The sequence below is a fragment of the Aeromicrobium sp. genome, from assembly GCF_049586495.1.
GTDB lineage: Bacteria > Actinomycetota > Actinomycetes > Propionibacteriales > Nocardioidaceae > Aeromicrobium.
Map to the genome: position 1 here is coordinate 1 of NZ_JBAVCB010000190.1, position 21,963 is coordinate 21,963.

General features: G+C 66.8%; 23 protein-coding genes. 17 read left to right on the top strand and 6 right to left on the bottom strand.

Annotation, left to right across the window (positions count from 1 at the left end; all coding sequences use genetic code 11):
- On the bottom strand, positions 1 to 192 hold a 192-nt coding region (locus WB508_RS09900; RefSeq protein ID WP_423844717.1), incomplete at its 3' end, for a class I SAM-dependent methyltransferase.
- Positions 179 to 1,453, bottom strand: a complete 1,275-nt coding sequence (locus tag WB508_RS09905; RefSeq protein WP_423844718.1) for a glycosyltransferase family 4 protein — start codon at positions 1,451 to 1,453, stop codon at positions 179 to 181. The genes WB508_RS09905 and WB508_RS09900, both read right to left, overlap by 14 nt.
- A gap of 112 nt (positions 1,454 to 1,565) precedes the next feature.
- Between WB508_RS09905 and WB508_RS09910 the strand changes: the two genes are divergently transcribed.
- From WB508_RS09910 to WB508_RS09940, 7 genes are all read left to right on the top strand, one after another.
- On the top strand, positions 1,566 to 2,480 hold the full coding sequence (locus WB508_RS09910; protein WP_423844719.1) for a haloalkane dehalogenase: 915 nt from the start codon (positions 1,566 to 1,568) through the stop codon (positions 2,478 to 2,480).
- A 75-nt stretch (positions 2,481 to 2,555) separates the two neighbouring features.
- Complete coding sequence (locus WB508_RS09915; protein WP_423844720.1) at positions 2,556 to 3,182, top strand: CDP-alcohol phosphatidyltransferase family protein; 627 nt, start codon at positions 2,556 to 2,558, stop codon at positions 3,180 to 3,182.
- A 31-nt stretch (positions 3,183 to 3,213) separates the two neighbouring features.
- Positions 3,214 to 4,452 carry an ABC transporter substrate-binding protein gene (locus tag WB508_RS09920; protein WP_423844721.1) on the top strand — a complete coding sequence of 413 codons (1,239 nt, stop codon included), beginning with the start codon at positions 3,214 to 3,216 and terminating at the stop codon, positions 4,450 to 4,452.
- Positions 4,453 to 4,460: 8 nt separating this feature from the next.
- On the top strand, positions 4,461 to 5,345 hold the full coding sequence (locus WB508_RS09925; protein WP_423844722.1) for an ABC transporter permease: 885 nt from the start codon (positions 4,461 to 4,463) through the stop codon (positions 5,343 to 5,345).
- Positions 5,342 to 6,127 carry an ABC transporter permease gene (locus tag WB508_RS09930; RefSeq protein ID WP_423844723.1) on the top strand — a complete coding sequence of 262 codons (786 nt, stop codon included), beginning with the start codon at positions 5,342 to 5,344 and terminating at the stop codon, positions 6,125 to 6,127. Before WB508_RS09925 ends, WB508_RS09930 begins: the two co-directional genes overlap by 4 nt.
- Positions 6,124 to 7,164 (top strand): ABC transporter ATP-binding protein, encoded by a 1,041-nt coding sequence (locus tag WB508_RS09935; protein ID WP_423844724.1) that lies wholly within the window; start codon positions 6,124 to 6,126, stop codon positions 7,162 to 7,164. The genes WB508_RS09930 and WB508_RS09935 overlap by 4 nt, the downstream gene beginning before the upstream one ends.
- Positions 7,161 to 7,844: a TVP38/TMEM64 family protein gene (locus tag WB508_RS09940; protein WP_423844725.1), complete on the top strand. Its 684-nt coding sequence runs from the start codon at positions 7,161 to 7,163 to the stop codon at positions 7,842 to 7,844. The genes WB508_RS09935 and WB508_RS09940 overlap by 4 nt, the downstream gene beginning before the upstream one ends.
- Positions 7,845 to 8,113: 269 nt before the next feature.
- On the opposite strand, the gene WB508_RS09945 is transcribed toward WB508_RS09940, so the two are convergent.
- Positions 8,114 to 8,665 (bottom strand): RNA polymerase sigma factor, encoded by a 552-nt coding sequence (locus tag WB508_RS09945; RefSeq protein WP_423844726.1) that lies wholly within the window; start codon positions 8,663 to 8,665, stop codon positions 8,114 to 8,116.
- Between the two features lie 168 nt (positions 8,666 to 8,833).
- On the opposite strand from WB508_RS09945, the gene WB508_RS09950 reads away from it, so the two are divergent.
- The 3 genes from WB508_RS09950 (at position 8,834) to WB508_RS09960 (ending at position 10,651) form a co-directional block, all read left to right on the top strand.
- Positions 8,834 to 9,388 (top strand): AhpC/TSA family protein, encoded by a 555-nt coding sequence (locus tag WB508_RS09950; protein WP_423844727.1) that lies wholly within the window; start codon positions 8,834 to 8,836, stop codon positions 9,386 to 9,388.
- A gap of 95 nt (positions 9,389 to 9,483) precedes the next feature.
- Positions 9,484 to 9,909, top strand: coding sequence for an SRPBCC family protein (locus WB508_RS09955; protein ID WP_423844728.1), 426 nt, complete (start codon positions 9,484 to 9,486; stop codon positions 9,907 to 9,909).
- A gap of 28 nt (positions 9,910 to 9,937) precedes the next feature.
- Complete coding sequence (locus WB508_RS09960; RefSeq protein ID WP_423844729.1) at positions 9,938 to 10,651, top strand: GNAT family N-acetyltransferase; 714 nt, start codon at positions 9,938 to 9,940, stop codon at positions 10,649 to 10,651.
- Here the strand turns inward: WB508_RS09960 and WB508_RS09965 are convergent.
- On the bottom strand, positions 10,587 to 11,216 hold the full coding sequence (locus WB508_RS09965) for a TetR family transcriptional regulator (RefSeq protein ID WP_423844730.1): 630 nt from the start codon (positions 11,214 to 11,216) through the stop codon (positions 10,587 to 10,589). The two genes, WB508_RS09960 and WB508_RS09965, sit on opposite strands and share 65 nt — an antisense overlap.
- A 164-nt stretch (positions 11,217 to 11,380) precedes the next feature.
- On the opposite strand from WB508_RS09965, the gene WB508_RS09970 reads away from it, so the two are divergent.
- The 7 genes from WB508_RS09970 to WB508_RS10000 all read left to right on the top strand — a co-directional run bounded on the left by WB508_RS09970 (position 11,381) and on the right by WB508_RS10000 (position 17,652).
- The gene (locus WB508_RS09970) at positions 11,381 to 12,478 is read left to right on the top strand and encodes a ferredoxin reductase (RefSeq protein ID WP_423844731.1); all 1,098 of its coding nucleotides are present in this window, start codon (positions 11,381 to 11,383) and stop codon (positions 12,476 to 12,478) included.
- Between the two features lie 23 nt (positions 12,479 to 12,501).
- On the top strand, positions 12,502 to 13,788 hold the full coding sequence (locus WB508_RS09975; RefSeq protein WP_423844732.1) for a fatty acid desaturase family protein: 1,287 nt from the start codon (positions 12,502 to 12,504) through the stop codon (positions 13,786 to 13,788).
- On the top strand, positions 13,785 to 14,000 hold the full coding sequence (locus WB508_RS09980; RefSeq protein WP_423844733.1) for a hypothetical protein: 216 nt from the start codon (positions 13,785 to 13,787) through the stop codon (positions 13,998 to 14,000). The genes WB508_RS09975 and WB508_RS09980 overlap by 4 nt, the downstream gene beginning before the upstream one ends.
- Positions 14,001 to 14,024: 24 nt before the next feature.
- Positions 14,025 to 15,290 carry an NAD(P)/FAD-dependent oxidoreductase gene (locus WB508_RS09985; RefSeq protein WP_423844734.1) on the top strand — a complete coding sequence of 422 codons (1,266 nt, stop codon included), beginning with the start codon at positions 14,025 to 14,027 and terminating at the stop codon, positions 15,288 to 15,290.
- Positions 15,284 to 16,036, top strand: coding sequence for a DUF1365 domain-containing protein (locus tag WB508_RS09990; protein ID WP_423844735.1), 753 nt, complete (start codon positions 15,284 to 15,286; stop codon positions 16,034 to 16,036). The genes WB508_RS09985 and WB508_RS09990 overlap by 7 nt, the downstream gene beginning before the upstream one ends.
- Complete coding sequence (locus WB508_RS09995) at positions 16,033 to 17,271, top strand: class I SAM-dependent methyltransferase (protein WP_423844736.1); 1,239 nt, start codon at positions 16,033 to 16,035, stop codon at positions 17,269 to 17,271. Before WB508_RS09990 ends, WB508_RS09995 begins: the two co-directional genes overlap by 4 nt.
- 78 nt (positions 17,272 to 17,349) lie before the next feature.
- Complete coding sequence (locus WB508_RS10000; RefSeq protein ID WP_423844737.1) at positions 17,350 to 17,652, top strand: WhiB family transcriptional regulator; 303 nt, start codon at positions 17,350 to 17,352, stop codon at positions 17,650 to 17,652.
- A 16-nt stretch (positions 17,653 to 17,668) separates the two neighbouring features.
- Here the strand turns inward: WB508_RS10000 and WB508_RS10005 are convergent, their stop codons facing one another.
- Both WB508_RS10005 and glnA read right to left on the bottom strand, forming a co-directional pair.
- Positions 17,669 to 20,572 (bottom strand): bifunctional [glutamine synthetase] adenylyltransferase/[glutamine synthetase]-adenylyl-L-tyrosine phosphorylase, encoded by a 2,904-nt coding sequence (locus WB508_RS10005; RefSeq protein WP_423844738.1) that lies wholly within the window; start codon positions 20,570 to 20,572, stop codon positions 17,669 to 17,671.
- Between the two features lie 30 nt (positions 20,573 to 20,602).
- A complete protein-coding gene (gene glnA / locus WB508_RS10010) occupies positions 20,603 to 21,940 on the bottom strand; it encodes a type I glutamate--ammonia ligase (RefSeq protein WP_423844739.1) in 1,338 nt (445 codons plus the stop codon).
- Positions 21,941 to 21,963 lie beyond the last annotated feature (23 nt).

The following is a 21,963-nucleotide window of genomic DNA, read 5'->3' on the forward strand; positions in this document are numbered from 1 at the left end:
CGCCTCACCAGTCTCGGCCATCGCCGCGGTCCACTCACGGATCGTGTCCAGCTCGTCGGCGTCGAGATCGAAAGCGACCACGTCGGCGCCGCGGCGGTAGGCCTCGAAGGTGTGACGGCCGCCGCCGGCACCCATGTCGAGCACGCGGTCACCGGGCGCGAGTCCCAGCCGGTCAAAATCAACGGTCAGCACTGGTGGTCTCCCCAGGGTGGTGATGGCTCGGTGACGGGCGGTGCATGGCTTCGGTGTAGACGTCGACGACCTTGTCGGCAACGGCCCTCCAGCTGAACAGGTCCAGGACACGCTGTCGACCAGCGGCACCCATGGCGGCGCGGCGGTCGGGGTCGTCGAGGAGCCGCGCGAGCGCCTGCTCCAGCTCGCCCACATCACCGGGCTCCACGACGTCAGCGGCGAGTCCGTCTGGACCCACGACCTCGGGGATCGCCCCGGCCCGCGACACCACCAGCGGCGTGGCGCAGGCCATCAGCTCAGCGGTGGGCAGCGAAAAACCTTCGTACAGTGACGGGACGCACGCCAGCTCAGCCGATCCCATCCATGTGACGAGCTCGTCATCTGACAATCCGCTGACGAAATGCACGTCATCGCCGATACCTAGCTGGTCGATCAGGGTGGCTGTGACACCACCCGGCTTGAGCGTCGTGACGAGAACGAGATGGATGTCGCGCTCCGTGCGCAGCTTGGCAAACGCCTCCAGCAGCGTCGCGATGCCCTTGAGTGGCGCATCGGCCGACGCCATGGCCAGGATGCGGCCCGGCACGCGGGATTGATCGGTGGGCGGCACGAAGCGCTCGTCCACGCCCAGCGGAATGGCGCGCAGCCGAGCCGGGTCGATACCGAACTCGGTGACGACGTCTCGCGAGGACGAATCGGACGGCGTGATGATGAGTGTGAGCTTGCGCGCCACGCGCGACTGCATCGCGACGAAGCCGTACCAGCGCCTCACGCCGAACCTGCGTCGCCGAGTAGGGGCGGCCTGCAGATCGATCCGGCGGTCGATCGTGATCGGGTGGTGGATCGTGGTCACCAGCGGCAGCCCGAGCTTCTCGATGTCGAGAATCCCGCTGCCCAACGTCTGGTTGTCATGCACGACGTCGAAATCATCGATCCGACGGGAGAGCAGTCGGGTCATTCTGCGCGCAAACGTCCGTGGTTCGGGGAATCCTCCCAGCGACATCGTGAGGAACTCCTGCACGTCGATCAGGTCGCGAAACTCCCGCAGCTTCGGCACCCGAAAAGGGTCCGGCTCGCGATACAGGTCAAGACTCGGAACCTTGGTGAGGACGACGCCGGGGTCGAGCTCGGGATACGGCTGACCGGAGAACACCTCGACGTCGTGACCGAGCGCGACGAGCTCGCGGCTGAGGTACCGGACGTAGACGCCCTGGCCGCCGACGTGCGCCTTGCTGCGATACGAGAGCAACGCGATACGCATGCCGGACTCCTTTCTGCTCGGGCGAGTCACCGTGTGCAACCTCAATCATCCCTGACGGACGCGCGAGCCCGCCATGCGGCTACCGTCAGGTAACCCGCCAGGAAGGAACTTCATGGACGTGTATCGCACCCCGGACGACCGGTTCACTGATCTCCCGGACTTCGACTGGGACCCGGCGTATGCCGAGGTGAAGCGCCCGGACGACGATTCCGGCGAGCCGCTGCACATGGCCTACATCGACGCCGGGCCGTCCGACGGCCCCGTCGCGTTGCTGCTCCACGGCGAGCCGACGTGGTCCTTCCTGTACCGACACGTCATCGCGACGTTGGTTGAATCTGGCGTGCGCTGCATCGCCCCCGATCTGATCGGATTCGGACGTTCGGACAAGCCACTGTCGACCACAGACCACAGCTACGCCCGCCACGTCGAGTGGGTGCGCGAGCTGGCATTCGACCACCTGAAGCTGCGCGACGTCACGCTGGTTGGTCAGGACTGGGGCGGCTTGATCGGACTGCGTCTGGTGGCCGAGCACCCCGAGCGATTCACGCGCGTGGTCGCGGCGAACACCGGACTGCCCACCGGAGATCAGAAGATGCCTGAGATCTGGTGGAGGTTTCGCGAAGCCGTCGAGAAGGCCGAGGTGCTCGAGGTCGGACGCTTCGTCGAGTCCGGATGCGTGCGCGGACTGGCTGATGAGACCCGCGCGGCCTACGACGCACCGTTCCCGGTCGAGGAGTCGAAGGTCGGGCCACGGGCGATGCCCAGCTTGGTGCCCAACACACCGGACGATCCCGCTGCTGAAGCGAATCGGGCCGCGTGGGTCCAGCTGACGCAATGGAGCAAGCCCTTTCTCGCTGCGTTCGGCGACAGCGATCCCATCACCGGCGCCATGGCACCGATCCTGCGCAAGCTCGTCCCTGGCGCCCAGGGGCTGGAACATCCCGTGATCGCGAACGCTGGCCACTTGCTGCAGGAGGATGCCGGCCACGATCTGGGTCGCGCGATCGCCACATTCATGGCTGACTGAAGGGTGTCGCGGGAATACCGTGCCACCACCACCGGGTTTCTCTCCTGAATCCGGCACCAAGATCAGGAGACGTGGATGCTCGACACTGTCGCACGACGCGTCACTGGTCCTCCCCTCGACGCCGTGGGACGCCGAGTGGCCGGCGCGGGGATACACCCGACCACGATCACCGGCGCCGGATGGATGATCGGAATCGCCTGCTGCCTCGCCATCGTGGGCGGCGCCTGGGGCGTGGCGCTCGTCCTGTGGCTGCTCAATCGGGTGCTCGATGGGCTCGACGGTGCCGTGGCCCGTCAGACCGCCCCCAGCGACCTAGGCGGTTTCCTCGACATCCTGGCTGACTTCAGCATCTACGCCGGCGTGGTGCTGGCCGTGGCGATCGAGGTTCCCGACGCCCGTCTGGCCGCGGTCTCGCTGCTCGTGGCCTACTACCTCTCGGGTACGGCATTTCTCGCCCTGTCGTCAATCCTGGAGCGCCGACGCGCGCAGGACCACGCCGACCATCGCTCGCTGCGATTCGTTGGCGGGCTGGCCGAGGGCACCGAGACCGTCATCGCCTACGTCGCGCTGATGGTCATGCCCCAGCACGCCGCGACGATCCTCTGGGTCTTCCTGGCAGCGGTGACCATCACCGTCCTGCAACGCATCATCGAGGGCGTCGTGATGCTGCGGCCCGAACCCGTCCACGCACCCGTCCACTGACTCCCCACCTGCCCCCTCCAGGAGCCCCATCGTGCTGTTGTCCTCCGGTCCCCTTCGTCTGGCTGCCGCGTGTGCTGCAGGAGCACTGGCGTTGACCGCCTGCACTTCCGACGGCACCGCACCCGATCAGCCGCCCGCGTCTGACTGGTCTGCCGTCCTCGCTGACGCCGAGGGCCAGACCGTGAACTGGTACATGTTCGGCGGGGACGACGTGCTCAACACGTTCGTCAAGGATGAGGTGGCCCCTCGGCTCGACGCGCTGGGTGTCACGCTGAAGCAGGTGCGGATCACCGACACCGCCGACGCGGTCAACAAGGTGCTCGGCGAGAAGCAGGCCAGACGCGACAGTGGCGGCGCGGTGGACGCGATCTGGGTCAACGGCGAGAACTTCGCCACGGGCGTCCAGGCTGATCTGTGGTCCTGCGGATGGTCCGGTGATTTGCCCAACGCGAAGTTCGTGGATCTGGAAGACCCGACGGTGGCCGAGGACTTCGGCGTACCCGTCAACGGGTGTGAGTCGGTGTGGCAGCAGGCCAGCTCGGCACTGGTCTACAACAGCGACGACCTCGATGCCGCTGACGTCGCCTCGGTCGACTCCCTGCTGGCGTGGGCGAAGGCCAACCCCGGCAAGTTCGCCTACCCGGCACCGCCGGACTTCACCGGCTCGATGGCCGTGCGCTCGCTGCTGTACGCCGACGTGGGCGGACCTGATGAGTTGTCCGGCGAGTTCGACGAGGCCGCCTACACCGCCGCGACCGGCGATTTCTACGACCGCCTCAATGCGATCGAGCCGAGCCTGTGGCGAGGCGGCGAGACGTACCCGACCAGCCAGACCGATGTGGAAAAGCTGTTCGCCGATGGCGAGATCAGCGCGTACTTCAGCTACGGTCCCGGAGCGGTCGCCAGCCAGGTCACGGACGGCGTCTACCCGGAGTCGACCCGCGAAGCCGTGCCCAGCAGCGGAAACATCAGCAATCACAGCTTCATCACCATCCCCAAGAATGCCGCCCACCGATCAGCAGCGTTCGTGCTCGCTGACGTGCTGCAGGACCCTGAGGTGCAGCTGGCCCTGTTCGAGGCCACCGGCATCTACCCAGGCATCGACGTGTCCCGCACCAGCGACGACGTCCAGCAGCAGTTCGCCGATGTGCAGCAGAGCCCGTCCGTGCTGTCGCTGGCAGACCTCACCGCCAACGCTCAGCCAGAGCTCGCGAGCGGCTACCTGACCCGCATCGAGAAGGACTGGACGACACTCGTCCTGCAGAAGTAGCAGCGCGGATGACCACTCTTTTCACCATGCAGCGCCCCAGCGTGCGGCGCGCCCTGCTGCTGACACCTGCCATGGTGGTGATTGGCGGGTTCTTCGTCGGCGGCGTGACGCAGGCCGTCCTGCAGAGCCTGGGGCAGCAACCGCTGGTGGGGGACGCAACATGGTCGCTCGACGCGTACCGGTCGGCGGCATCCGATCCGGCCGTGACCTCCTCGATCAATCTCACGCTGCGCATCGGCCTGATCTCTACCGCCCTCGCCACCGTCTTCGGCGTGGGGCTCGCGCTCTTCGCGCGCCGGCTGGGTCGCGGCCGAGCGTGGATGACCCGACTGTTCCAATCGATGCTGGCGGTCCCCCATCTCGTCGGCGCTCTGTGCATCGCTTTGTTGCTGTCGCCGTCCGGATTCCTCTCCCGCGCCGCAGCCACGACGGGGCTGGTCGACGATCAGCAGCAGTTCCCCGCCCTGACACAGGACAGCTTCGGCTGGGGCATCATCGCCGAGTACGTCTGGAAGGAGACACCATTCATCGCCGTCATCGCGCTGGCCGCGATGACCGCGAATCTTGCTCGGTTGGAAGACGTCTCGCGAACGCTCGGCGCCCGCGGGTGGCAACGCCTGCTCCACGTCACCGTCCCGGTGATCGCGGCTCCAGTGGGAGCAGCAGCCGTGCTCGTGCTGGCCTTCACGATGGGATCGTACGAAGTGCCGATCCTGCTGGGTCGCCCCTTCCCCGCGCCGCTGTCCGTCGTCACCTTCCAGTCCTTCAGCGACACCGACCTGACGGCGCGGCCCCAGGCGATGGCGGTTGCGGTGCTGCTGGCCGCCCTGACCACGGTGGTCGCGGCTCTGTACCTGGTGCTCGTGCGCATGAGCCGCCGGAGCCAGCTGTGAGGCGGGCCGCCAGCACGCTGATCGTGGTGGTGGTTCTCGCCCCGCTCGTACCGCTGGTGCTGTGGGCAGGGACCCGCTCGTGGCGTTACCCCGATCTGCTGCCCACTGACGGTTCGACCCGGGGTCTGTCCCTGATCTTCACGTCCGAGACCCTCGCTGCCCTGCTGACCTCGACCGCCGTGGCGACAGCCGTCGCGCTGCTGTCGTGCGCGATCGGGTTGCCGGCAGGGCGGGTCATCGGCCTGCACCGCTTCCGAGGACGACGCCTGGTGCAGTTCCTGCTGATCGCCCCGGTCATCGTGCCGGGGCTGGCCGTCGTCCTGGGCCTGCAGGTCTTCTTCATCCGGTGGGGCCTGTCTGAAACGGTGGTGGGCGTTGCGCTGGTGCAGCTGGTGCTCACCGTCCCGTACGCCGCCACGATCCTCGGCGGAGCCTTCGAGTCGTTCGATCTGGACCTGGAGCACCAGGCGCGGGTGCTCGGCGCAGGCCCGACCCGAACCACGGCCTTGGTGACCATCCCGGTGCTGGCGCCAGCCCTGGCCGCGAGCGCCGTGCTCACCTTTCTGATCTCGTGGAGCGAGTACGTGCTGACCCTGGTGGTGGGCGGCGGCCAGGTGCAGACCCTTCCGCTGCTGCTGTTCGCCACCGTCAGCTCGTCCGACACCGCGGCCGCGGCAGCGCTCGGGGTGTTGCTCGTCGTTCCCCCGGTCGTGCTGATGCTGACCCTGTCGCGTCTGCTGCGCGTGCGGGGCGGCATGCTGATGGGCATGGCCCGCTCATGACACCGACCCTCCGGCTGGCGTCGCTGACCAAGACGTTCGACGCGATCACCGTGGTCGATGACGTCGATCTCGACCTCCCCACCGGGTCGTTCACGGCACTGCTGGGACCGTCCGGTTGCGGCAAGAGCACCACGCTGCAGATGGTCGCCGGTCTGGTCGAGCCGGACGCCGGATGCATCGAGGTCGACGGCGCCGATGTTCGCGGGATTCCGGCCGAACGACGCCCGATCTCGTTGGTGTTCCAGAAGCCCTTGCTGTTCCCGCACCTCACCGTCGGCCAGAACGTGGGTTTCGGCCTGCGGATGCTCCGGCGACCGCGCGGAGAGATCGCCGAACGAGTCGCGGACATGCTGAACCGCGTTCAGCTGGGTGCCCTGGCTGGCCGTCGCCCGCACGAGTTGTCCGGCGGGCAGGAGCAACGGGTCGCCCTGGCCCGAGCCCTCGTGCTCGAGCCGTCGCTGCTGCTGCTCGACGAACCGTTCTCCCAGCTCGACGCGTCACTGCGCGCCGAGATGCGCGATCTCGTGCGCAACCTGCACGACTCCTCCGGCGTCACCACGCTGTTCGTCACCCACGACCAGGCCGAGGCGGTCGAGATCGCCGACCGCATCGTGATCATGCTGAACGGCTCCGTGGAGGCGTACGACTCCCCCGAGAACCTGTACGCCCGCCCACCGAGTCTGGCCACGGCCCGCTTCATGGGTGTGGGCAACGAGCTGCTCGGGACGGTCGGCGATGCCACCTTCCGCATCGGCGAGACCACCCTCAAGGTTCCGCATTCAGCGTCGCCCGGTGCGGGCGTCCTCGTCGCCCGTCCCGAGTCGGTACAGCTCGCACCGCCGACCACGGATGCTCTCGCCGTCACGCTCGACGCCGTTCGTTTCGCCGGCTCTCATCTGGTCGTGTCGGGAGTCACCGACGACGACCAACGCATCGGGTTGCACGTCCCGGTGGGAACCCGGGTCGACGCCGGCGAGCGGATCGGCGTGCACATCAATCCCGATCGGTGCACCGTCTTCACTCAGGAGGAAACATGACCCGTCAAGGCGTGATCGTGCGTGTCATCGCGCTGGCGGTGGTCATCGCCGGCTTGGTCGTTCTCGAGACGCAGGTCGGCATGCCCAGCGGTCCGGCGGTTCGCGACTATTTCGACGATCTCGGACCGCTCGCCTTGCCGGGCTTCGTCGTCTTCTATGCCGCCGCAACGCTCCTGCCGCTGCCCAAGGCCGTCTGCACCATCGCCGGCGGTGCCATCTTCGGCTTCTGGGTCGGCACCGCGGTCGTGCTCCTCGGTGCGATCATCGGCTCGACAGGTGCATTCATCGGGGCCCGGTGGCTCGGGCGTGACTCCGTGCGCGGCCTGACAGCCAACCGGGTGCGCCGCCTCGATGAGCAGATCGGCCAACGCGGCTTCATGACGGTGCTGGTGGCCCGGCTCGTCCCGGTGATCCCGTTCACCACGATCAACTACGTCTTCGGCCTCACCGCCGTCACCCTGCGCTCCTACGTCACGGCGACCGCCATCGGCATCATTCCCGGCACCGCGGTGTACGTCGCGGTGGGCGCGTACGGCTTCTCACCGGGGTCGTGGCCGTTCGCGATCGCCGTGGTGGGGCTCATCGGGCTTACCGTCGTCGGCACCCTGCACGCGCGTCGCGTGCGTGCGGAGGGACAGCTGCGCTCCGGTGTCGAGGACGCCGCCAGCTCAGCTGCCTGACCAGTCGCCGCGCGCGAGTCGGTGTGCCTGCAGCCGCACCCTGGCTACGCGGGCCGGGTCCGGCCCGCGGCGTTCACCGAGTCGTGCAAGGGAGCTCTTGAGTCCCCGCCCCTCGCGCACCACACCGTGGCAGCGGTCACAGACCGCCAAGTGAGCCTCCAGCGTCTCCACCTCGTCGGTGGTGAGGGGAGCAGAGGGATCGGCGTCGATGTAGCGCTGGATTCGTCGAGCAGACCAGCGGCAGCGGACCATCGTGCGCAGTGCGTGGATCATGTGTCCCTCCTGGGGTGGTCGTGGTGAGCATCGGCGAGGTGCTTGCGCACCCGCGACCGTGCACGGCTGAGCCGGGACATCACGGTTCCCACCGGGATGCCCAGCGCCTCGGCGGCTTCCTTGTAGGCGAGCTGGTCCACGTCCACCAGCCAGATCACCGCGCGGAACCGAGGGTCCAGTGCCTCCAACGCCGCTTCGAGGTCGTGGTCGATGACCCGATCCAGCACCACATCCTCCGGGTCGTCTGCCACCGCTCGCCCGAAGGCTGGCTTTCGGTGTTCGAGGTCGTAATGCGGGTCTGCGGTGATCGGGCGCTGCCTCCGGTGGCTGTTGATGTGCGCGCGACGCATGATGGTGAGCAACCAGGCCCGGGGGTGGGCGCCATCAAAGGACTCGATGCCCTTGAAGGCGCGGATCAGCGTCTCCTGCACCAGGTCTTCTGCCTCTGACCACGACCCGGTGAGTCGCTGCGCGACCCGCAGGAGGACCTCAGCCTCGGGTTCGACGTGCTCGGCGAACGCACGAGATCGCTCGTCTGAACCGGTCATCGAGGTGTGCTCCACGTCGGGGGAACCCACCCTTGACACGAGATCATTCCCGGGGCCGGCACCAGAGTCGCTGGAATCAGAGTCATTGACTCCAGCATGGCGCAGGATGAGTGTCCTCCGGCCCGAACAGCGGGAATGCCCAGGGGACCTGCCCGTGTTCTCCCTGGTGTGCCCGCCAAAACCACGAATCCCGTCCTGCCCGCCGATCTCCCGCTGTTCGAGCCCACGGGGGCGGCGACGTCGTTCCCCTCGCCGTCACCGGGCCATTTCACCGTCGTGCAGGTGGTCCGCTACTTCGGCTGCCTGCCGTGCCAGGACTGGCTGGTCGAGCTCGACCGGCTCCGGCCCCAGCTGGCCGCAGGGAACGCGGACGCCGCCGCGGTGGGCGGGTCAGCGGACTATCAGGCGCAGTGGTTGCAGGAAGAGCGCGGCGTCACGATGCCGGTGTATCTCGACCCCGAGCACGCCTTTCGCGAGGCCGTCGAGATGACCAGACCACTGGGGTGGAAGCTGGCGAATCCGCGCGGCGCGGCAGCATACGTCCGGTCGCTGCGACACGGGTATCGCCCCCAGAAGATCACGAAGGACACGGTGCGCAGCCCGGGCGTGGTCATCGTCGACAGCCGGCGTCAGGTCGTCTGGAGCCACGAAGGCGCGCGGATCGGCGACTACCCCGATCACGTTGTCATCCTGCGCGCGCTGGAAGAACTGACAGCAGCCTGAGCAGGCGGGGTGACCAATGCCTCACCGCATCGATGCAGTCCGATCGCCGTCGGGAGGGTTTGATGGGAAGAGCATCACCGCACCGAGGAGTCGCCTTGCCCCGCATCGCACGTCGCACATTTGTCGCCGCCCCGGCCGGACTCGTCTGGACACTGATTCAAGAGTTTGACCGCTGGCATCCGCGACTGAACATCTACGAAGGCGGGCCGGAGTCGCCTCCTGACATCGTGGTCACCGTCGTCCAGCGTGACGAGGAAGCGTGGACTCTGCAGTACCGGATGCCTGAGCCGCCGTTTCCGATCTCGGATCACTGCGCCACGATCTCGGTCGTCGTCGATCGCGAATCCACCTGCCACGTCGAGTGGTCGGCGCAGTTCGAGAGCGATCCGGGCATCATCCACCTGCTGGAGGACCAGCTCGGCGACGACGTGTTCGCTCTGGCGTTGGATCGACTGGCCTCTGCAGCCCATGAGCAGCACGCGGCTGTCGTGGCTGCGGCGGGTTCCACCAGCGCCGCCTGACCTCGCCGCCGCGTGTCATGATCGGCCCGTGCCAGATGAGCTGACTGAACGCTGGATCGCTGGCTGGGCCGCGATGCGCGGTCTCGAGATCTCCACGAACGATGGCTGGCCGCTGATCCACGTGCGATCTGCCTCTCGGCGTTCGGAGCTGATCTGCGTTGCCCCCGGCGTGGAAGAATTTCGCACGCTGCTCCCCCACGTCGCCGGCGACCCCGCAGCGATGCTCACGGTCGTCGGAACTGACTTGATCGACTATCGCTCGCTGCCTCTGCCAGAGGACGTCCGGGTGGATCGTCACGACGAGACGTTGATGACGGTCGCCATCGAGCCCGGCGACATCCACGTCCTGCCTGACGGGCTCGTGGCCACGTGGGACCACGACGCTCGGATCACCCGCTATCACGTCCGGGAGGGCGACCGGATCGTCGCGGAGGGCGCCGTGGGGCTGCACGACAGCTGGGCCACGTTCGACGCAGTGGAGACCGCTCCCACGCATCAGCGGCAAGGTCTCGGCCGCCACGTCGTGTCTGCCCTGTCCGCGCACGCTCACAGGCGCGGGGCTCGGCATGCGGTGCTGGCCGCCTCGGCCGACGGACGCGGCCTGTACGCCTCGCTGGGCTGGACCGTTGAGCGCGAGCTGTTGTCGTTGATGGGTACATCGCCGCCCCAGGGTGGGGTCAGGAATGCCACTTCTCAAAGCCGACGACGATCAGGCGCATCTGGCGACGCGCGCCTTCCTTGATCTGCTGCTCGAGGTCGGGCCGGTGGTCAGGCATCTCGACGACCTCCTCGGCGTTGGACACCATGTTGCGCACGAACAGCCGCGAGACCATCTGCACGTCCTCGGTCGTCCAGGTGTTGATGTTCGGCAGACGGCCCAGCACCACAGCCAGCTCGCTGACGAACAAGTCCAGCTCGTGGCGAATCGCCTGTCGCACGATGGGCGAGCCACCGACGCGTTCGCGGGACACGAAGCCGAAGTGCGGCTTGGAGATCTTCACCGACTCGACCAAGATCTCGGCGGACGCATCGATGATGTTCTCGAACAGTTTCGGATCTCGCTGCGCTTCGCGAATCATGCGTCGCAGCGTGGAGAAGGACTGCTCGACCAGCGCGAGTCCTAGTTCGTCCATCGACTCGAAGTGCCGGTAGAACGCAGTGGGCACGACCCCAGCGTGCCGAGCCACCTGACGCAGGCTGACCTGCGCGAACCCTTGGTGCTGACCCAGATCTAGCGCGGCGTCCATGATCGCCTGCCGCGTGCGCTCCTTCTGCGCCTGGCGGGATTCGCCAGCAAGCTCGGTCATGCATCCATCCTAGTGTCGGGAAGTTCTGGTGAACACCTGTAGCCCCACCGTCAGGCCGGACCCGCACGCTCGTGGCGCAGGTCACGGGCGTTCGACTTGCACACGTTCGGGAAGCAAGACATGATCTGAGTGTACGCACGTGCACTCAATTAGGAGATCACTCAATGGGCATCATTCGCACCGCACTGGCTTCCAAGCCCGTCGCTGCCCTGACGTCTCCGCACCACGTGGACCACTATCTGGAGCGCATCCACCCGATGGCCACTGCCACCGCGGTTCGCGGCACGGTCGTCGAGGTTCGCCGAGAGACTGGCGACTCCAGCACCGTGGTGATTCAAGCCAATGGCGCCTGGAGGGGCTTCCGGCCCGGTCAGCACGTGCAGTTCGGCGTCGAGGTCGACGGCACCCGCAAGGTACGCGTCTTCTCGGTCTCCAGCAGCGCCGCCGTCCGCCGCGGGCGAGCTGGCCGTCGATTCAGCGTCTCTGTCAAGGCCCATCCCGACGGCTACGTCTCGCAGTTCCTGCACCGCGACATCACCCCCGGCACCACCATCTTCCTGTCGCAGGCCGAGGGCGAGTTCGTCCTGCCAGCCGAGGTCCCCGCTCACGTCCTGATGATCAGCGGCGGATCAGGCATCACCCCGGTGATGTCGATGGTCCGCACGCTGCGCGAGCAGCGCCACACCGGCCGCATCACCTTCCTGCACTACGCCCGCACCCGCGAGGACGAGATGTTCACCAGCGAGCTGGACGAGCTGGCCGCTGCGGGCGCCGAGATCGTGCGGGTCTACACCCGCGAGACCGCGCCCGGTGCTGACCTGTCCGGCCGGTTCACCATCGACCACGTCAAGCACCTGGGCATCGATCCGACCGACACCCTCACCTTCGTGTGCGGCCCGGCCGGCCTGATCGCCACGGTGCGCGACTCCTACACCGAGCTCGGCGCCGCCGATCAGCTGCGCCAGGAGTACTTCAAGGTTCCCAGCGTGGACGTCAACGCCGCCGACGCGACCGGCACCCTCGAGTTCGACGCCGCGTCGATCTCGGCCGAGAACTCCGGCGCGACCATCCTCGAGCAGGCCGAGGCCGCCGGCCTCGCGCCCGCCTTCGGGTGCCGCATGGGCGTCTGCAACACCTGCGCCGTCAAGAAGCTCAGCGGCGCCGTTCGCCACGTCGTCACGCGGGAAGTCCACGCCAACACCGACGAGACCATCAAGATCTGCGTCAACGTGCCCGTCGGCGACGTCACCGTCGCCCTCTAGCCACCCCTTCCAGGAGGAATCCCATGTCCCGCAAGCTTGCTCCCATCGAGCCGCTCAGCGCGTCGAATCACAACGAGGCTCCGCAGCCGCGGGTGGGCCAGAACGCCGACCAGCGCGCCACGATCGGCCTCGACCTGCTCACCTACGAGCAGCTCGACGAATTCGGCAACGAGCTCGACGCCGTGCGCCAGCGCGTCCTCGACGACCTCGGCCAGGCTGACGCCGACTACATTCGCCGCGTCATCCGCGCACAGCAGGTCGCCGAGGTGCTGGGTCGCATCGGGATCTTCTTCCCCTTCTTCCTGCCGGTCTTCATCACCGGCATCGTGCTGCTGAGCGTGGCCAAGATCCTCGAGAACATGGAGATCGGCCACAACGTCATGCACGGCCAGTACGACTGGATGAATGACCCGCTGATCGACGGCAAGAACTACGAGTGGGACATCGTCGCGCCGGCCCAGGACTGGAAGCACGGCCACAACTACATTCATCACACCTACACCAACATCCACGGCATGGACCGCGACATCGGCTACGGCCTGCTGCGCATCGACGAGGATCAGCCGTGGTACCCCAACCACCGCTTCAACCTTCCTCTGGCTTTCTTCCTGATGCTGTTCTTCGAGTGGGGCGTGGCGTATCACGGCATCGAGCTGGACGACTACCTCGCCGGCAAGATGACCAAGAAGGAATTCGGCAACCGCAAGAGCCGTCTGGCCCGCAAGGTGCGCCGCCAGCTGACGAAAGACTTCGTCGTCTACCCCGCGATGGCCTTGGCGCTCGTGCCATTCGTCGGCTGGTGGGCCCCACTCGCCGTCCTCGGCGCCAACTTCGCGGCCAACCTGGCCCGCAACATCTGGACGTTCCTGATCATCTTCTGCGGCCACTTCCCGGCCGAGGTCGCCACCTTCGCCGAGGAGGACGCGCAGAATGAATCGCGCGGTCAGTGGTACCTGCGCCAGCTGCTCGGGTCGGCCAACATCAGCGGCAGCCGTCCGTTCCACATCTTGTCAGGCAACTTGAGCCATCAGATCGAGCACCACCTGTTCCCCGACATTCCGGCGCGTCGCTATCCCGAGATCGCCCCCGAGGTCCAGGAGCTGGTTCGCAGGTACGGCCTGCAGTACAACTCCGGCCGCATGTCGCGCCAGCTGTGGAGCGTTGCCGCGCAGCTCGCGCAGTACGGCGCCAAGCCCCAAGATCCGTACAAGCAGGGCAAGAGCCCGGAGTCCAAGGCTCTGCGCCGCGCCAAGCGCGACGAGGCCGCTCGTCGCGAAGAACAGGCTCGTGCGCCACACTTGTCGGTATGAGCCTGGACCGGCGCGAGATCGCGAAGGATGTCGTTCAACAGTCGACTGAAGCCGCGATCGCCAGCGCCGGCCACGTGGTGGCCATCTTGTTCGAGACCGCCCGCAAGATCACGACGGAATTCGGCGCCTTCGGCACCGAGATCTTCGAGATCGCTGAATCCAGCCGCCGTGCAGGTCACGATGGCACAGACGCCGCAGACAGCAAGCCCTGAGGCGTTCGGCTTCGAATGACTGACATGACTTCATCTGTCGCCGTGATCGGCTCTGGCGTGTCAGGACTGACCGCCGCATACATTCTTCGCCAGCAGAACTTCGACGTCACGGTTTTCGAGGCCGATGACCGGTTCGGCGGGCACGCCCACACCCACACGATCGAGGACGCTGACGCCACGCACCGCGTGGACAGCGGTTTCATCGTGCACAACGACCGCACCTACCCGCAGCTGCGGCGCCTGTTCGCCGAGCTCGACGTCGACGTGCATGCGACCGAGATGTCGATGAGCATCTCGTGCGAGGGCTGCGGTCTGGAGTTTGCCGGCGGCCGCGGCGGCAAGGGCATCTTTGCCCAGAAGCGCCGCCTGTTCGACCCCCGGTTCATCAGGATGCTGCTGGGCGTGAAGCGATTCGGCCGCCTCGCTCAAGAACTGCTCGACTCCCCTGAATCGGCCGAGGAGCCGCAGACCTACGGCGATTTTCTCCAGCAGCACGGCTTCGACGACTACTTCTTGTCGCACTACGCCATTCCGGTGGTGTCCTGCGTCTGGTCCTCGGGCCACGAGACCGCTCTGCAGTATCCCGCGCGGTATCTGTTCACCTTCCTCAAGCACCACGGCTTCTTGTCCATCAAGGGCTCGCCGCAGTGGTTCACCGTCTTGGGTGGCTCACACAGCTACATCGACAAGGTGACGGCGTCCATCGGTGACGTCCGCGCCTCGACGGCGATTCGCCAGGTCACCCGTACCGCTGACGGCGTCGAGCTGATCGACGTGGCAGGCCAGATGCACCACGCCGATGCGGTCATCATCGCCACCCATGCCGACGACGCCCTTGCGCTGCTGACCGACCCCACCGACGATGAACGCCGAGTCCTGGGCTCGTTCGAGTACTCGCAGAACGAGACGGTCCTGCACCGTGACGACTCCGTGCTGCCCCGCGCGACCGAGGCTCGGTCGGCGTGGAACTACCGCATGGGTTCGTGCGAGGAACGCAATGACCTCACGGCCGTCACCTACTGGATGAACCGGTTGCAGGGCATCGAGAGCGAGCGGCCCTTTCTGGTCACGCTCAATGCCTCCGAGCGCATCGATCCGGACACCGTGCACGCCACGATGCAGTACACCCATCCCATCTACACCCCCACGTCGGTGGCAGCGCAGTCCGAGCTGAAGACGCTGTCTTCAGCCACCACGGTCTACGCCGGCGCCTATCACGGGTGGGGTTTCCACGAGGACGGCTGTCGCTCCGGTGTGGACGCTGCTGCCGCCCTGGGTGCTGCATGGTGACGCGAGAGCTGCCAACTCTGCCCGCCCTCGTCGAGGGCAAGGTCAAGCACACCCGCCGCGGACCGATCAAGCACCGGTTCACGAACCGCGTCTACCAGTGGTTGGTCGATCTCGACGACCTTCCGGTCATGCCGCGGGGTCTGCGGTCGTTCTCGACCTTCCACGCCGAGGACCACATCGGTGATCCCCAGGCGTCGATCCGCGACAACATCGAGAGGTTCTGCAAGATCCAGGGCGTCGACGTGTCAGGCCATCAGATCATCATGCTGGCCAATGCCCGGGTGTTTGGGCACACCTTCGATCCCTTGAGCGTTTTCTGGGCGATCGCTCCGGACGGATCTTTGACCTGTGTGGTGGCCGAGGTGCACAACACCTACGGCGAGCGGCACGCCTACCTGCTCCAGCTCGACGAGGCGGGCCGCGCTGGCGTCGACAAGGCGTTCTACGTGTCGCCGTTCTTCGACGTCGCCGGACGCTACGACCTGAACTTCACGCTGTCCCCCGCCGTGGTGTCCTCGACGGTCGTGCTGAAGCCCGCTCCCGGCGCTCCCGCTGTGTTCTCGGCCACCTTCAGCGGCCGTCCCGAGCGTGCGACGCCACGCAGATTGATCACCTTGTTGGTGAAAATGCCTTTCGTGACCCATCGAACTAGCCTGCTGATTCGAATGCATGGCGTCTGGTTGTGGATCCGACGACTACCAGTCGTCGCCCGGCCAGTCCACCATCCCCAGGAGGGAACGCAATGACTGACATCGCCACCGACCGTTGGCCCGGAGTGGTCCGGACGCCTCGCACGCCGTTCAAGGCACGCGTCGCTGCGGCGATTCTTCGCCCCGCCGCAAACCGCGCGCCCGTCCACATGACGTTCCCAGACCGTGAGCCGTGGGGCGCCGGCGGACCCGACGCGCCCGAGATGAAGATTGTTCGCCCGAAAGCGTTCTTCGCTCGTCTCGGCGCCGACACCAAGGTCGGCTTCGGCGAGGCGTACATGGCTGGTGACTGGACCACCGGCGCCGACACCGATCTGGCCGATCTGCTGACACCGTTCGCCGAGCGCATCACTCAGCTCGTGCCGCAGTCCTTGCAGAAGGTGCGCGTGCTGGTCGACAAGCGTCTGCCGCACCACACCCGCAACTCGGTCTCCGGGTCGAAGAAGAACATCGAAGCGCACTACGACCTGTCCAATGACATGTTCGAGGCCTTTCTCGACCCATCGATGTCCTACTCGGCAGCCTGGTTCACCAGCGCCGACGAGACGCTCGAGCATGCGCAGATGCGCAAGATCGACGGCATCCTGGACGCGGCCCACGTGACCGAGGGCACGCGCGTGCTCGAGATCGGTAGCGGCTGGGGCGCGCTCGCTGTTCGCGCGGCCCAGCGCGGCGCGAAGGTCACCACCATCACGATCTCCACCGAGCAGGCGGTCTTGGCCCGGGAGCGGTTCGCCGCGGCCGGCCCCGAGGTCGAGAACCTGATCGACCTGCAGATGGTCGACTACCGCGAGGCGACTGGCGAGTACGACGCCATCGTCAGCGTCGAGATGATCGAAGCCGTGGGCGAGGAGTACTGGCCCACGTACTTCGCCAAGATCGACGAGCTGTTGGCCCCCGGCGGGTCGGTGGCCATCCAGGCCATCACGATGGAGCATCACCGCTACCTGACCACGCGCAACTCCTACGGCTGGATCCAGAAGTACATCTTCCCAGGCGGCCTGATTCCATCGCTGGAAGCGATCGACCAGAACCTGGCCGCCCACACGTCCGGGCTCAAGGTCACGCAGAAGCACTCGTTGGGTCAGGACTACGCCCGCACTCTGCGGGCTTGGCGCGACAACTTCACCGCCAACTGGGACGGCGTGCGCGGACATGGCTTCGACGAGACGTTCCGTCGCATGTGGGAGTTCTACCTGGCGTACTGCGAGGCGGGGTTCAAGACGGGCTACATCGACGTCTACCAGCTGCAGATGCAGCGCGAGGCCTGAAACTTCTGCCCCACACCCATCCACCCCGGTGGCGGTCACGAACAACTGATGTAACCGCACACCGAGGGAGGGCACATCATGGCAGAGATCTCACGGCTTCCGGCACCGATCCAAGAAGCCTACGAATGGCAGTACGAGGGTGCGTGCCGGACAGTCGACCCGGAGACGTTCTTCTCCCCCGACGCCGAGCGTGGCCCTCGCCGCCGCACTCGTGAGGCCAACGCCAAGGCGCTGTGCGCCGTGTGCCCAGTGCTCCAGCAGTGTCGGGCTCACGCCCTGCAGGTGCAGGAGCCGTACGGCGTGTGGGGCGGCCTCACCATCAACGAGCGCGCCGAGATCATCGCGAACGCTCGCCGGGCCGGCTCTCGCCGGGCCGGTTGACCATCGCCCCCAGGGCTCAGGCGTAGAACACCTTCTCCACGACCTGTCTCGCATAACGGGTGATGCGCAGGTAGTCGTCGACCATGCGTTCGCTCTGGTCGGCACCGTACCCCAACAGGTGCGCGACGCCGGCGCGCTCGTCAGACTGCTCGACCATCGACTCGGCTGGCTTGGCGCGCATCAGCACGACAGCGTTGCGGATCCGACTGACCATCCGCCAGGCCGCCTCCAGACACTCCGCCTCGTCGACCGAGATCAGGTCGGCGCCCGATGCGGCACGCAGGGCCGCGATGGTGCGCGTCGTGCGCAGCTCAGCCACGGCGTGCGCGTGCTGCATCTGCAGCAGCTGGACCGTCCACTCGACGTCGGCCAGCCCGCCCCGACCCAGCTTCAGGTGGGTGTTGGGGTTGGCCCCACGTGGCAGTCGCTCGGCATCCACCCGGGCCTTGATGCGCCTGATCTCGCGGACTTCAGCAGGCGTCGCCCCACCGGCGGGCCAGCGCAACGGATTGATCAGGTCGGTGAACTCCGCGCACAGCTGCTCGTCGCCGATCGTGGCGCGAGCCCGCAGCAGCGCCTGCGCCTCCCACACCGCCGACCACTTCTCGTAGTACAAGCGGTAGGACTCGAACGACCGCACCAGTGACCCGTTCTTGCCGTCCGGCCGCAGGTCGGCGTCCAGCTCCAGGGGCGGGTCGTCACCGGCAGCCGCGAGGGTCTTGCGCATGTTCTGGGCCACCGCCAACGCGCTGGCCGTGGCCGCCTCGGGGTCCACCCCCTCGTGCGGCGCGTGCACGAACATCACATCGGCGTCAGAGCCGTAGGCGGCTTCGAACCCACCGAGTCGCCCCATCAAGATGACGGCCATGCGCGTCGACAACGGTCCGCGCTCTGCTTCGACGGTGGCGATGGACGCCGCGAGAGCTCCCCTGAGTGTCGCGGTGCCGACATCGGTCAGCGCTTCTCCGACCTGCAAGATGTCGAGCCGGCCCTGCACGTCGGCGATCCCGATGCGGGACAGCTCGCGCCGTCTGATCCGGCGGACGGCACGGACGCCGGCCGCTCCGTCGGACTGGCGCGACACCGCGAGGTCGACCTCGGCGAACAACCGCTCGGCGTCCCGAGGCACCAGCTCGGCGTCATCGCCCAGCAGAGCCACCGAGTCCGGCGCCCGCAGGATCAGGTCTGTGACCCAGCGACTCGAGGACAGCACGTGCGCCAGCTGCTCGGCGCTCTCGCCCTCGTCGCGCAGCTTGCGCAGGTACCAGTGCGACCCGCCGAGCTCCTCGGAGATCTTGCGGAACGCCAGCAGGCCCGCGTCGGGATCCGTCGAGGCCGCGAACCACTCGAGCATGGCGGGCAACAACGATTTTTGGATCGACGCACGCCGCGAGACCCCCTTCGTGAGGGCCTGGATGTGGCTGAGGGCTCCATGCGGATCGGTGAAGCCGAGAGCGGTGAGTCGCTGTTCGGCAGCCAGCTCGGTCAGACGGAGGCCCTCGCTGGGCAAGGAGGACACAGCCTCCAGCAGCGGCTGGTAGAACAGCTTCTCGTGCAACCGGCGCACCACGCGTCGATGCGCCTGCAAGTCCTTGGTCAGCAGCTCGGCAGAGTTGACCCGAAAGCCCATGCTGCGGCCGATCCGACGCAGGTCCTCGGGATCATCGGGGACGATGTGGCTGCGCCGCAGACGAAACAGCTGGATGCGGTGCTCCAGGGTGCGCAGAAATTCATAGGACTCAGCCAGAGCGGAGCCATCGCGACGGCCGACGTAACCGCCGTCGGTCAGGGCCTCGAGCGCGTCCAAAGTGGTGGAGCTGCGCAACGATTCGTCAGCACGACCATGCACCAGCTGCAGCAGCTGCACCGCGAACTCCACGTCGCGCAGACCGCCGGCGCCCAGCTTGAGCTGGCGGTCGCGATGCGCCGTGGGGATGTTGTCGATGACCCGACGTCGCATGGCCCGCACGTCGGTCACGAAGTTCTCGCGGCGACTGGACGTCCAGATCATCGGCGACAGCGCCGTCAGGTAGGCCTCGGCGAGGTCGGTGTCACCTGCGGCGTACCGGGCCTTCAGCAGGGCCTGGAACTCCCACGTGCTGGCCCAGCGCTCGTAATAGGCGACGTGGCTGGCCAACGAGCGCACCAGCGGTCCGTGTCGTCCCTCAGGACGCAGGTTTGCGTCGACCTCCCAGATCGTTCCCTCGCCGGTGTGTTGCCCACAGATCCGGATGACGGCAGTGGCCAGTCGGGTCGCGGTCTGGAGAGCTTGCTGATCGTCGCCGCCATCGGGTGTGTCGTGCACGAAGACGACGTCGACGTCAGAGATGTAGTTGAGCTCACGGCCACCGGTCTTGCCCATCGCCATGATGGTGAACCGGGATGAGTCGGGGTCGTCCTCGTCCGCTCGAGCCATGTTCAACGCGGCGCCCAGCGTCGCGACGGCGAGATCGGACAGCTCAGCTGACGACTCCGCGAAGGTCGTGTGTGCCGTGAGGTCGCGAGCCGCGATGTGGAGCAACTTGCGGTGGTAACCGATCCGCAAGGAATCAGGATCCGTGGCGGCCTCGACCTGGGTGCGCATGGCCTCCAGCGACAGCGGCCGGGTGGACAGCTCATCGGCACCGAGGTCGGCGATGAATTCAGGATGCCGGGAGAGGAACTCGCCGAGGGCCTGGCTGGTGCCCAGCACCACCAGCAGACGTTGTCGCAGATCTGCGTCGGTCATCAGGTCCAGCAGGGCCTTGCTGCCGATACGGTCCGCAATGTCGGCCAAAGCATTGAGCGCCGTGTCGGGGCTCGCCACTCCCACGATCTGCTCGACCAGGGCCTTGTCGGCACCCAGACGTTCGATCAGCGCGCCAGCCTCGATGGCATCACGGAAGCCCCGTCGGGAGAGATCAGGTACGTCGGCGGCCACCCTCGCAGGTTACCCATCGACGAGCGGACCTCACACCATCGGCATCAGGCGGTCCAGCTCGAACTGGGTGACCTGCGAGCGGTAGTCCTGCCACTCCGCTCGCTTGTTGCGCAGGAAGAAGTCGAAGACGTGCTCGCCCAGCGTCTCCGCCACGAGCTCGCTGGTCTCCATGGTGCGGATCGCCTCGTCGAGGTTCCGCGGCAGCGGGGCGATGCCCATGGCACGTCGCTCGTTCTCGCTCAGAGCCCAGACGTCGTCCTCGGCCTCGGGGGGCAGCTCGTACTTCTCCTGCACTCCCTTGAGACCGGCCGCCAGCACCAGCGCGAACGCCAGGTACGGGTTGCAGGCAGCATCGATGGCCCGGTGCTCGATCCGCGCCGAGTTGCCCTTGTGCGGCTTGTACATCGGGATGCGGATCAGAGCCGAACGATTGTTGTGGCCCCAGCAGACGTAGTTGGGTGCCTCGCCGCCGCCCGCAAGCCGCTTGTAGGAGTTGACCCACTGGTTGGTGACTGCGGTGATCTCCGGCGTGTGGCGCAGCACGCCAGCCACGAAGGCGCGTCCGGTGGCGCTCAGCTGGTACTCGGCCCCGGCGTGGAAGAACGCGTTCTCGTCGCCCTCGAACAACGACACGTGGGTGTGCATGCCCGAACCGGGATGCTCGGTGAACGGCTTGGGCATGAAAGAGGCCCACTTGCCCTCGCTGAGCGCCACCTCACGCACGATGGTGCGAAACGTCATGATGTTGTCGGCAGTTGACAAGGCGTCGGCGTAGCGCAGGTCGATCTCCTGCTGGCCGGGGCCGCCCTCGTGGTGGCTGAACTCCACCGAGATGCCCATGCTCTCGAGCATCGTGATGACCTCTCGACGGAAGTCCTGCCCGCCGCCCTGGGCGGTGTGGTCGAAGTACCCGCTGTCGTCGACCGGCACAGGCCGCTCCCCCGGGTCGGGCTTGCCCTTGAAGAGGAAGAACTCGATCTCGGGGTGGGTGTAGAACGTGAATCCGGCGTCCTTGGCCTTGCTCAGGGTGCGTTTGAGCACGTACCGCGGATCGGCATACGACGGCGTGCCGTCCGGCATCGTGATGTCGCAGAACATGCGAGCCGTGGCCGGCGTCTCGCCGCGCCACGGCAGGATCTGGAAGGTCGACGGGTCGGGCATGGCCAGCATGTCGGCCTCGTGCACCCGGGCAAAGCCCTCGATGGCAGAGCCGTCGAAGCCGATGCCCTCGCTGAAGGCGCCCTCAAGCTCCGCAGGGGCGATCGCGACGGACTTGAGCGACCCCAGCACGTCGGTGAACCACAACCGCACGAATCGCACGTCGCGCTCCTCGAGCGCCCGGAGCACGAAATCTTCCTGTTTGCCCATGGGGTCAGTCTCCTTGCGAAATG